The 11,846-nt window shown below is 64.2% G+C and carries 11 protein-coding genes; 10 read left to right on the top strand and 1 reads right to left on the bottom strand.

Annotation, left to right across the window (positions count from 1 at the left end):
* Positions 1-2: 2 nt before the first annotated feature.
* Positions 3-1,142, bottom strand: a complete 1,140-nt coding sequence (locus INQ43_RS06565) for an efflux RND transporter periplasmic adaptor subunit (RefSeq protein WP_194035921.1) — start codon at positions 1,140-1,142, stop codon at positions 3-5.
* A gap of 130 nt (positions 1,143-1,272) precedes the next feature.
* Between INQ43_RS06565 and INQ43_RS06560 the strand changes: the two genes are divergently transcribed.
* From INQ43_RS06560 to INQ43_RS06515, 10 genes are all read left to right on the top strand, one after another.
* Positions 1,273-1,887, top strand: a complete 615-nt coding sequence (locus tag INQ43_RS06560; protein WP_194035920.1) for a TetR/AcrR family transcriptional regulator — start codon at positions 1,273-1,275, stop codon at positions 1,885-1,887.
* Entirely contained in the window at positions 1,877-2,914 is a 1,038-nt protein-coding gene (gene hlyD, locus INQ43_RS06555; RefSeq protein WP_194035919.1) for a secretion protein HlyD, read from the top strand. The genes INQ43_RS06560 and hlyD overlap by 11 nt, the downstream gene beginning before the upstream one ends.
* A gap of 1 nt (position 2,915) precedes the next feature.
* Positions 2,916-4,700 carry an ATP-binding cassette domain-containing protein gene (locus INQ43_RS06550; RefSeq protein WP_194037599.1) on the top strand — a complete coding sequence of 595 codons (1,785 nt, stop codon included), beginning with the start codon at positions 2,916-2,918 and terminating at the stop codon, positions 4,698-4,700.
* Positions 4,701-4,711: 11 nt separating this feature from the next.
* On the top strand, positions 4,712-5,887 hold the full coding sequence (locus INQ43_RS06545) for an ABC transporter permease (protein ID WP_194037598.1): 1,176 nt from the start codon (positions 4,712-4,714) through the stop codon (positions 5,885-5,887).
* A gap of 18 nt (positions 5,888-5,905) precedes the next feature.
* Positions 5,906-7,030, top strand: a complete 1,125-nt coding sequence (locus tag INQ43_RS06540; RefSeq protein ID WP_194037597.1) for an ABC transporter permease — start codon at positions 5,906-5,908, stop codon at positions 7,028-7,030.
* A gap of 31 nt (positions 7,031-7,061) precedes the next feature.
* Positions 7,062-8,570, top strand: a complete 1,509-nt coding sequence (locus INQ43_RS06535) for an efflux transporter outer membrane subunit (protein WP_194035918.1) — start codon at positions 7,062-7,064, stop codon at positions 8,568-8,570.
* A gap of 2 nt (positions 8,571-8,572) precedes the next feature.
* Positions 8,573-9,070 carry an isoprenylcysteine carboxylmethyltransferase family protein gene (locus tag INQ43_RS06530; RefSeq protein ID WP_194035917.1) on the top strand — a complete coding sequence of 166 codons (498 nt, stop codon included), beginning with the start codon at positions 8,573-8,575 and terminating at the stop codon, positions 9,068-9,070.
* 157 nt (positions 9,071-9,227) lie between these two features.
* On the top strand, positions 9,228-9,854 hold the full coding sequence (locus tag INQ43_RS06525; protein WP_194035916.1) for an FmdE family protein: 627 nt from the start codon (positions 9,228-9,230) through the stop codon (positions 9,852-9,854).
* A gap of 1,113 nt (positions 9,855-10,967) precedes the next feature.
* The gene (locus INQ43_RS13000) at positions 10,968-11,099 is read left to right on the top strand and encodes a hypothetical protein (RefSeq protein WP_255518449.1); all 132 of its coding nucleotides are present in this window, start codon (positions 10,968-10,970) and stop codon (positions 11,097-11,099) included.
* Between the two features lie 68 nt (positions 11,100-11,167).
* Entirely contained in the window at positions 11,168-11,797 is a 630-nt protein-coding gene (locus INQ43_RS06515; protein WP_194035655.1) for a glutathione S-transferase, read from the top strand.
* Positions 11,798-11,846: the final 49 nt, after the last annotated feature.

Below are 11,846 nucleotides of genomic sequence, written 5' to 3'. Positions count from 1 at the left end.
CGTTACTCCACGATCGGTGCGAGTGACTTCAGCACGCTGCCGCCTTTCTGCACGACCATGTCACCAGGCTGCAAGGCCTCCGCCGAGCGCACCACCGCGGTGTCGGCATCGCCGCCAAGACGCTCGACTGCGATCCCCCGGAACGTCGCCCCGTCCTGCACGTACAGCGAGTCGCCCTGGCCGTGCGTCTGCAGCGCGCGCTGCGGCACCGATACCGCATCCGCCGGCGCCGGCAGGAGAAGCGCGACCGCCAGTTGCTGCCCGGCCACCAGCGTGCCCGGCTTATCGACATGGGCACGTACGCGTAGCGTCTGCGTACCTGCGTCCGTGTCCGCCCCCACCGCGACCACTTCGCCCTCGATGCCGTTGGCCAGGCTGATGGGGAGTCCCGGTTGCAGCTGTCCGCGCAGGGAAATGGGTGCACGGAACTGGACATCCAGGGCGTCGGACTCCACTAGCACGAAGGCCGGGGCCATCGCTTCCATGGCCTCTCCAGGAGAAACACTACGGCGCAGCACAAGGCCGGACTGGGGGGCGAGGACATCGTATTCGCCGGCCTGTCCGCCGGGCACGCGCCGGAGCCGGGACATCATCGCGTTCGCCTCATCCAGGGTCACGCGCGCGGCCGCGGCTCGCGCACTGCTCTCGGCATGGCGGGCTTCAGGAATGATCCCTTCGCCGGCGAGTGTCGCGTCGCGGCGTGCCTGCTGGCTGGAAACCCCGGCTTCCGCGCGGGCTCGGGCCAGGTCGCCCTGCATGGCAATCAGCTCGCGGCTCTGCATGCGCAACAGGGGTTGCCCGGCTCGAACGCGCTCGCCTTCATCCACCAGCACCCGCGTGACCACGCCCGTGAACGGCACGGTCACCTGGGTCATTGCATCAAGCGGCGGTACGGCCTCGCCTGGAAGGCCGGTGACAGGGATGTATTTGGCCGGCTTCGCCGCCACGGTTTCGATACCGAGGGCTTCGATCTGGTCCGCATTCATCTGGATCCGGCCCTGGGCGTCGGCGACAGGGGCCGCGTCTGCGGAGCCTGAATCCGCTGGGGAAGGGCTCCACAGCCACATCAAGGCAAGGACCAGAACAGCGACAACCACCACGACGGAGATCCAGTGGGCGGGTTTCATGGCGGACAAACGCATCGGGTGGACACCGGTTTGAGTGGGGGGCTCGAAAGCAGGCCTGCTGCTTGCGTTGATTCTGGAAGTGTTGCGTTACCACACTGCATCGATAAGATAGTAACCGATTACTCTCTTTCAGGCCAAGCAGAAAATGTCCCAGCGACCGAGGAACCTCCCCGCCGAAGAGCGTCGTGCCGTAACGGTGGAAGCGGTGGTGGCGCTGGCAGCCTCCACCAATCCCAGCGAAATCACGACGGCGGCGATCGCCAAGCAAATGCAGCTTACCCAAGGCGCCCTGTTCCGGCATTTTCCCAGCAAGGAGGCGATCTGGCAGGCCGTCATGGAATGGGTCGCCGAGCGGTTGCTGACGGTTATCGACCGGGCCGCCACGGGCATCGACTCGCCGCTTGGGGCAATGCGCGCAATGTTCCTGGCCCACGTTGATTTCGTCGCGGAGCATCCGGGGGTCCCGCGCATGATGTTCGGCGAGCTCCAGCGATCCGGCACGACAGGGGCCAAGCAGATGGTGCAGGCCCTGATGTCCGGTTACCGGTCGCGCCTGCGGGCCAAGGTGGAGGAGGGCAAGGCACAGGGCGAACTGTTGGCCACGCTGGACACCGATGCGGCGGCGACCCTTTTCATTGGTTCCATCCAGGGACTGATCATGCAATCCCTGCTGGCAGGGGACGTTGAGCAGATGCGCCGCGATGCACCCGGGTCGTTCACGATTTACAGCCGCGGTATCGAGGCACGCCATGACGACTGAGCCCCGCAGGACTCCATTCGGCAGGGCACGGCGGGTTCTGCTGGTGCTCGCGGTACTACTTGTCGCGGGCCTGGCATGGTGGCTGGTGCGCGATCGGGACGATGGCGACGCGTTGCGCCTCTACGGCAACGTCGATATCCGCGAGGTGGAACTGGCCTTCCGGCAACCGGGACGCATCTCGCGCATGCATTTCGATGAGGGCGACGCGGTCGCGGCAGGCGATGTCATGGCCACGATCGATGCGGGCCCCTACGAGCACTCCCTGGCCGCTGTACAGGCCGAGCTTGATGCCTCCCAGGCGGAGCTGGCCAAGCTGCGCAGTGGCAGCCGCCCGCAGGAAGTTGCCCAGGCGAAGCAGGCCGTCACTCAGGCGCAGTCCGGCTTCGACGAGGCGCAGCTCAATTTCCAACGCCAAGAGCGGCTCCTGCCCTCGGGCGCCAGCAGTCAACGCACTGTCGATGCGGCAAGGAACGCGCGCGAGCAGGCCGCCGCCGCACTCGCCTCGGCCAAGTCCGCCTTGTCCCTTGCCAGTGATGGTTCCCGCAGCGAGGATGTCACCGTGGGACAAGCGCGTGTAGCCGCTGCCGACGCCGCATTGGCGCAGGCCCGGACTGCGCTTGATGATACCGAGCTGGTTTCGCCCAGCGACGCGACGGTGCTTTCTCGCGCGCGTGAGCCGGGCAGCATGGTGGCAAGCAGCAGCACGGTTTACAGCCTGAGCCTGCGCGATCCGGTGTATGTGCGTGCGTACGTCAGCGAGCCGCAGTTGGGGCTGGTTGCCCCGGGCACGCAGGTCCGTATCGAGACCGATTCGTCCGAGAAAGTTTACCGGGGCCAGATCGGCTTCATCTCGCCTCGTGCGGAGTTCACCCCGAAGGCGGTGGAAACCGCCGACCTGCGGACCGACCTCGTCTACCGCTTGCGGGTGGTCGTCGCCGATGCGGATGAAGGCCTTCGGCAAGGCATGCCGGTAACGGTGGTGGTTGAGAACGATCCAGCCGGTACGCAGGAATCTCCGGAGCCATGAGGTGACTTCGGCCGAAGCCAGCCACGTTCAACAACAACGCCTCGGGAGCGCCGCCGTGGAGATCGACAACGTCGCCAAGCGCTTCGGCGATGTCGAGGCACTGCGGGGTTTCAGCGCGCAAATCCACTATGGGCGCCTCACCGGGCTGGTCGGACCCGATGGCGCCGGCAAGACAACGCTGATGCGGATCATGGCCGGGCTGTTGGTGCCAGATGGTGGGGCCGTGACGCTGGCCGGCTTTGACGTGGTTGACAACAACGATGCGATCCACGTCGCCAGTGGCTATATGCCGCAGCGCTTCGGTCTCTACGAAGACCTGTCGGTAATCGAGAACATGCGCCTGTATGCGCGCCTGCGCGGCATGGGCGCCGACCTGCACGACCGGATCTTCGAAAGCCTGCTCGACTTCACCCGGCTCGGACCGTTTACCCAACGCCTCGCCGGCAAGCTATCGGGCGGCATGAAACAGAAGCTGGGACTGGCTTGCGCGCTGATGGCGAAACCCCGGGTGCTGCTGCTGGACGAGCCGAGCGTGGGCGTCGATCCGGTCAGCCGGCAGGATCTGTGGCGAATGGTGCAGGCACTCACCGATGATGGCATGGCGGTGATCTGGTCGACCGCGTATCTGGACGAGGCCGAGCGTTGCCAGAGCGTGCTGCTGCTCAACGAGGGGAAGCTCGAGTTCGACGGTGCGCCGCAGGAGCTGAGCGACCGGCTGCAGGGGCGAAGTTTCCGCATGGAGCACGTCGGCGCCGAACGTCGCGTCGTCCTGTCACGCGCTTTGGATCTGGCCAGCGTCAGCGATGGCGTGCTCCAAGGCGATGCAGTGCGGGTGGTGCTGCGGCAGGGTGCTGGCAGTAATGAACTCAAAGCGCTGGCCGCCGATGTGGGGGCAAGCCTTGAACCGGTAAAGGCGCGTTTCGAGGATGCCTTCATCGACCTGCTGGGCGGCGGGCCGGGCGGGACGTCGGCGCTCGCCGATCGCTTTGATACGGTGGAACTTGATTCCGACATCGCCGTGTCCTGCAAGGATCTGACCAAGCGCTTTGGCGACTTCACCGCGACAGACAGTGTCAGCTTCCAGGTGCACAAGGGCGAAATATTCGGCCTGCTGGGACCCAACGGAGCGGGCAAGTCCACGACGTTCAAGATGCTCTGTGGCTTGCTGAAACCCACGGCAGGGCAGGCGCACGTCGTGGGGAACGATCTTCGTTATGCAACTGGCGCTGCCAAGAGCCAGCTCGGCTATATGGCGCAGAAGTTCTCGCTTTACGGGCTGCTGTCGGTGCGCCAGAACCTGGAATTCTCCGCGGGCGTCTACGGGCTGGAGCGAGCGCTCAGGCGCGAGCGCATCGACGAGATGATCGACACCTTCGATCTCGGTCAATACCTGTCGACGTCGCCCGAATCCCTGCCGTTGGGCTTCAAGCAACGGCTCGCGCTGGCCTGTGCGCTGATGCACCGCCCGCCTGTGCTTTTTCTCGATGAACCCACTTCCGGTGTTGATCCGATCACGCGGCGCGAGTTCTGGACCCACATCAACGGGCTCGCGCGCAAGGGAGTTACCGTGATGGTGACCACCCATTTCATGGATGAGGCCGAGTACTGCGATCGCGTCGCGATGATGTATCGCGCCCGGCTGATCGCACTCGACACACCCGACGGGCTGAAACGGGGAGCGCGGTCCGACGAGCGCCCCGATCCGACGATGGAAGACGCATTCATCCACCTGGTTGAATCCGCCGAGCTGCAAGACGGGGCACGCACTGACGCGGAGGCGGCGTGAGCAGCGATTCCATCGATGCGCCGGCATACGACGGCCCCCAAACCCGACCCGATGACGAGCGAAGCGGGCGCAGATTCGACGGGCGTCGACTGGCCGCGCTGATCCGGAAGGAAAGCCTGCAGGCGATTAGGGACCCGTCCACGATCCTCATCGCCTTCGTGATGCCGGTGGTGCTGCTGTTCCTGTTCGCCTACGCGGTATCGCTGGATGTGCGCGAGGTGCGCATTGGAGTAGTGCTCGAGTCCGATACCGCGGCCGCGCAATCACTCGCAGCGGCCTTTGCCGGCACCCGCTACCTGAAGGTGACCCCGGCACGCGACCGTCGTGAAGTCGCGGATCAGCTCGTTTCCGGCAAGTTGCGCGGCTTCGTGGTGATCCCGCAGGATTTCGAGCGCCGTCTGGCTTCGCCGGGCTCGCAGCCGCTGGTGCAGGTCATCACTGACGGCTCGCAGCCCAATACAGCCAATTTCGTCGCCAATTACGCCCAGGGAGTCGTGCAGACCTGGGGCGCGGGTCGCGCCGGATCGGCACCGGTGCCCGCGATTTCACTGGATCCGCGCTTCTGGTTCAACGCCGAGCTGGAAAGCCGCCGTGCGCTGGTCCCGGGCGCCATCGCCATCGTGATGACGATCATAGGCACCATGCTGACCGCGCTCGTCGTCGCACGTGAGTGGGAGCGGGGGACGATGGAGGCGATCCTCTCCACGCCCGCGTCGGTGATGGAGATCCTGATCGGCAAGCTGGCGCCGTACTTCACGATGGGCATGATCGCCACGCTGGCGTCAGCGGCGTTGGCGACGTTTGCGTTCGACGTGCCTTTGCGCGGGTCGCTGCTTGCATTGATGACATTGTCGGCAGTGTTCCTGATTCCTGCGCTGGGGCAGGGACTGCTGATCTCGGTGGTGACCCGGAACCAGTTCCTCGCATCACAGGTCGCGCTTTTTTCCGGCTTCCTGCCGTCGTTCCTGCTCTCGGGGTTCCTGTTCGAGATCGACGCGATGCCGCTGCCGATCCAGCTGATCACATACCTGATCCCCGCGCGCTACTTCGTGTCTTCGCTGCAGACCGTGTTCCTGGCGGGCGATGTCTGGTCGGTGTTCCTGCCGAACCTGGGGGCGATGGCTGCCATTGGCGTCGTCTTCTTCGCCATCGCGAAGCACAAGACGAGCAAGAACCTGGAGGCCTGATCGATGAGCTCCCCGTGGATGGCCGGCCTGTTGGACAGCTTCATCAGTCCGCGTCTACGGGCGCAGATCGTCAAGGAGTTGCTCAGTATCCTGCGCGACCCGCGCAGCCGCATGATCGTGTTCGCGCCGCCACTGCTGCAACTGCTGGTCTTCACCTTCGCCACCACGCTGGAAGTGCGCAACGCCAACATTGCCGTATACAACCACGATGCGGGACGGTGGTCGCACGAGCTCCAGGCACGCATCGGCGCCGCGCACTTCGTCGACCGCCTCTATACCGTGCACAACCCGGACGAACTGCAGGAACTCGTTGGTCGCAGGAAGGTGATTGCTGCGATCCACATCGGACCCGAATTCTCACGCGACATCGCCGCTGGCGGCACTGGAGACGTGCAGGTGATCGTGGACGGACGTCGCAGCAATGCCGGCCAGATCGCGTTGGGCTACCTCAATGCCATCGCGGCAGACGTCGGCAGCACGGCGAGGGGGCAATCCTCGCCAACGTCCCCTGCAGTCGTGCGGCACTGGTTCAACCCCAACCTCGTCTATCGCTGGTTTGTGGTCCCGGCACTGTCGGGGATCCTGGTCTTTTTCAGTGCATTGATGATCACATCGCTGTCGATCGCCCGCGAACGCGAGCTGGGAACGTTCGATCAACTGCTGGTATCGCCGACCACCACGGCGGAGATCATCATCGCCAAGGCGGTGCCCGCACTCGCAATCGGCACCGTGCTTGGCCTGATGATGATCGGGGCGGCTGCATTTCTGTTCCGGGTGCCGTTTACGGGTTCGTTCTGGCTGCTCCTGCCGAGCCTGCTGTTGTTCATCCTGTCGGTGGTCGGTATTGGCCTGATGGTCTCCTCGGTTTCGGCGACCCAGCAGCAGGCCATCCTCGGAGCGTTTGCAATCGGTGTACCCGCGGTGCTGATGTCGGGTTTCGCCACGCCGGTGGATAACATGCCCATCGCACTGCAATGGATGGCCCAGGCCATTCCGCTCACCCACTTCCTGGTCATCGTGGAAGGCTCGTTCCTCAAGGCCATGCCGGCCTCCGACATCCTCGCCAATACCTGGCCGCTCGCGGTCATCGCGTTGGTGACGTTGACCGCGGCCGCCGTACTCGTACGCAGTCGTCTGCAGTGACGCACATGCACCACGCAATGAGAGGTCTGACATGAAGCGCTCAAATACCGGTTCCCGTTGCGGGGTGCTCGCTGCACTGGTTCTGGCAGCTCTCGCGTCCGGCGGCTGCGCGGTCGGGCCGGAGTACCGCGACCCACCGCCCGTCGATACCGGCTCGGGATGGAGCCAGCCCGCTGATTCCAACGTTGCAGAGTTCAATAATTCGACGTGGTGGGCCACGTTGGGCGATCCCGATCTCACGCGACTTGTGGAGGCGGCCCTGGCGAACAACCTGGACCTGCAGCAGGCACAGGCACAGATCGACGAAGCGCGTGCGCTACGCGACCGGGCCGCCGGCGGACATGCGCCCGTCGTCGAAATCGACGGCAGCGTGATGCGTCGCCGGCAAAGCGCGAACGGGCCTCTGCCGATCGCTTCCATTCCCGGCATCGAGCGCGACCAGACCATCTACGAAGCCGGGTTCGACGCCGGTTGGGAAATCGACCTGTTCGGTCGGACCCGGCGGGCGCTGCAAAGCGCGGATGCGGTTGTCCAGGCTGCGCAGGCAGAGGCGGTCGGCGTGCGCATCAGCATCGCCGCCGAAGTTGCGCGCAGCTACCTGTCGTTGCGGGGCGCGCAGCGGGAGCTTGCGGCGCGCACGGGTTCTGTGACTGCTTTGACGCTTACACGTGACCTGGTGGAGATGCGGTTCGGGGTGGGCGATGCGGCACAGGCGGAACTCGACGCGGTCGACGCACGCGTTGCGGCTGCGGAAGCTGCAATTCCCGGAATCGAGGCGAAATTGCGCAGCGCAGCGTTGGGGCTGGGCGTCCTGCTCGCCCAGCCACCGGAGCGCGAACTTGCGCTGCTCGAAACCACCGCGGATGCGATCGTGTTGGTTCCGATACCGCTGGGCGAGCGGGCGGACATCCTGCGCCGCCGCCCCGACGTCCTGGCCGCCGAACGACGACTCGCCGCTCGCACCACCGACATCGGGGTTGCTACTGCCGAGTTGTTCCCCAAGCTTTCCATTGGGGCCAGCGGCGGCTTTCAGGCATTGGACGCCGGCAACCTGTTCGAATCGACCAGCCAGACGTTTTCGGTCATGCCGCTGATCTCATGGCGCGTGCTGGATGGTGGTCGGGTGCGCGCCGAGATCCGCGCCAGCGAAGCGCGGCAGGCCCAGGCCGCACTCGCCTACGAGCAGACAGTGCTGGCCGCACTCGGCGAAGCTGAGCGGGCGCTTGCCAATTACCGGCTCGGCCTGGAAGCGGTTGAGCGTCGGAGCAGGGCGGTAGAAGCAGCGCGCCGCAGCTACGGGCACGCACAAGACCGCTACCGCGCCGGCGACATTGCCCTTACCGAGCAACTGGCCGAAGAGCGCAATCTTCGGGATGCCGAAGACGCATACGCCCGCACGCACACATCCGCCGCAGTCGCATTGGTAGCCTTGTTCAAGGCGTTGGGAGGCGGGTGGGAAGGTCAATCCGATCTGCAGGCACCCGCCAATGCACGATCCGCAGTGGACGCGATCACACATCGCAATGCGCCAGAGAAATGATGATGAACGACGACATCACGCAGCGCCCCAACCGGGTTCCCTGGCCGCCCATCCTGGCGGGGGGCGCGGTGTTGGCAGCCTGGGTATTGGAAGCGGTATGGCCCACGGGAGAAATGCTGGCCGGGGCAGGGCGTTGGACTCGTGTCACAGGTATCCTGGTCGCGGCGACGGGGCTTGGCTTCGACCTTGCAGCCATGCTCACCATGCACCGGGCACGGACGAACATCCTGCCCCATCGTGCTGCGGGACACTTGGTGACAAACGGGGTTTTCGCCCTGTCACGCAACCCCATTTATCTTGGCAACACGCTGTTGCTGCTCGGTCTGGCGTTGGCGCTGCACTTGCCGTGGCTACTGGTTACCGCACTGGTTGCGGCCGTGTTGGTGAACCAGCTCGCGATAAAACGCGAAGAGAGGCATCTGGCGGCGCGCTTCGGCACGTTGTTCGCGCAGTACAGGCAACGCGTCCCGCGCTGGTTTGGCTTTCCGCGACGTCGCTAGCCTCGTCCGCGATGCGCTCAACGGCGGATCAGACTACCCGGAAGTCTCTCGGCCGGATCGGTCGCGGGGACGACTCGCGCGTGGAGCTTGATCTGCGTCACGTGAAGCAACGGCCCGAATGGTTAGCGTAGTGATAACCATTTCATCGGAGTCAGACGTGATCTTTCCAGCCTTTTTCGAGCAGGCTCCCGTAGTGAAAGCCTTCGATCCGCTCGCCAAACTCCTAGGTGCCCCCAGTGACGGGTGTTTTGACTATGTCTACGCCGATGCCGTGCGTTTTTCCGGGCATTCCTGTCCAACCGTCGCCGGCTCGTTCCTCATGGGCCGTGCCGCGATGCAGGCGCTTTATCCCGAAGGTCGCGCCGAACGTGGGCAGATAGAGGTCTCGATGGGCGCTCCTGCTGGTCACGGCACCACGGGAGTCATGGCGCAGGTGCTCACGCTGCTGACGGGAGCGGCAGCGGAGAACGGATTCAAGGGAATCGGTGGAAGCTACGCGCGCAACGGCCTGTTGACCTTCGCCGAACATCCCGAGTCGGGCGCAGTGACTTTCCGCCGCCGGGATACCGGCGAGTTGGTGATCGCGGAACTCGACACTTCCCCGGTACCCGGAAACCCGAACCAGCGTGGTTTGCTGATTGGAATCATGCAGGGCGTGGCGAGCGACTCGCAGAAGCGCGCGTTTGCAGAAGGCTGGCAGGAGCGCGTTCGGACGATGTTGGTGGATTTGGCCGACGACCCGCGCTTGATCAGGTTGAAGCGAGTCGAAGTCACACCAGGATGACATTGGAGTTTGTACATAATATGCATTATGCGAAGTCCGGAAGACCCATAGCCGGAAGAAGGTAGCCCGGTTCCCGGTCACTGCCGTGCGGTTCCGGGAGTGCCGCCTGAGCCTCGGGGTCGGCGTGCGAGCCTGCGCGAATCTCCTCCAGGTGACCGAGCGAACGGTGCGCAACTGGGAAGCTGGCGTTTGCCGAGTGCCCTACGCTGCCTACAAGCTCCTGCGTGTCATGCGCGGGGCCAAGTTCCTCGGTCCGGCATGGAAGGGCTGGCACGTCCGTCACGACCGTCTCTACACGCCTGAGGGGCACGTCATCGAGGCGACTGGCATGGCGTGGTGGTCGCTCATCGTTCGCCAAGCACGGGAGTTCCAGAGGACAGCGCGCGATCGGCGGCTGGAGGATGGCGGCGCGCCAGCGCCGGCAGCTGCAGGCGCCGTACGCGAGAGGCCTGTTGCATCCACAGCTGGTGACGGTATACGATCCGCCTTGTCGGCCCCCGGTGTCCCTCAGGACTCATGCAGCGGCCTACCCCCGTCACAGTCGCCAAGCGCAGAAGAAGGGGTCAAGCCTGTCCGCCTCCTGGGGGATAGGGGGCAGTTATGCCCGGCTTCTCGTTGCTTGACCCCCTTACTACGTCCCGCAAAACCTCCCTCACGTCCTAAAGCCAGCCGCGTTCAAGCGTGCAAGGCTGTGTCCTCGTGAGCCGCGCTGTTCCTGAAATGACCCCCGTTCTCCGACCCCGCGATACGTGGGATTGGATCTCAATCGGTGAGCTTGAGCGTGCCGTCTTCTCCGCGTTCTTGGAGGCTTGCCGCCGTCGATCTCCGCCGGAGGGTGTTCGATTTTTGGAGGACGGCTCTCCGTGGACAAACCGGGAGGACTTCCGGGATGACCTGGCAGAGCTGTTCGTCCAACGGCTCAACGTCTTGGGGTTGAGCCGCGGCTTGCTTTTTCAGCCGAGCTGTAAGCTCCGCGATTTGCCTTTCGGTGTGTCTTGGCCCGACTCCTCTTCCGCATCTGCTACCAGCCCCCCCACGGGGGTGCAGGGGCCCTCCCCTGCAGCTATGGCGCATGGATGCGCCGCTCTTGCTGTAGGCGCTGGAGCGCCGCTCGTGACCCATCCAGACCGTTTACATAACCGCACTGATAACCCGCTTTTTTTTGGCGAAGCCGAGAAAGAATTGCCGCTTTTTCGTTCCGATGTTAATAATCGGCCAGCGCTGGCCGGGGAGAAACTTCTGTGAATCTTGCTCGATATGCATTATGCGAAGTAGCAGATCGACCAGCCATTCACTTCTACGGAGATTCCAGAATGCCCACCCTCTACACCATGCCCGGTACCTGCTCGCTTGCGCCCAACATCGCCATCGCCTGGCTTGATGCACCGGTCGACATCCACAACATGGCCTACGGCGACCACAAGAAGGACGCCTATCTGGAGATCAATCCAAAAGGTAAGGTCCCTGCGGTGCGCTTCGAGGACGGCGATGTCCTGACTGAAGCGTCGGCGATCCTGGCCTGGCTCGGATCGACCTACGGCAAGGGGAAGTTTGCCCGTGACAGCCAAATTGGCCGCAAGGAAGCCGAAGCGTTGTCCTACATGACATCCGAGGTTCACGCGACTTATGGGGGTCATTTTGGCCCCGGCAACCTCGCGGACAGTGAAACGGCGAAAGACGAGGTCAAGCAGAAGACCTACGAGAAGCTCAACGTGCACTACACGCGCCTGAACGAGGACATGAAAGCGCACGGCGGTAACTGGTATCTGGGAGGCGTCAGGTCGTTCGCGGACGCGTTTCTGTACGTGCTCACCCGCTGGTTGGAACAGACACCGCTCTCCATCGACGATTACCCCGCATTGAGGAAGCACCGGGCCGACATGGAAGCTGACGAAGGTGTGAAGAAGGCTCTGGAGCGTCAGGACATGCAACCCATAGGATAAGGAATCGCCGAACACCCGCAGGCGATCAGGGCAGGCGTGGCCGAACGGC

Origin of the sequence: Lysobacter sp. H23M47 (assembly GCF_015209765.1) — a bacterium.
GTDB lineage: Bacteria > Pseudomonadota > Gammaproteobacteria > Xanthomonadales > Xanthomonadaceae > Novilysobacter > Novilysobacter avium.
Note: the sequence above shows the minus strand (reverse complement) of the source record. Positions and strands in the feature narration are given on the sequence as shown.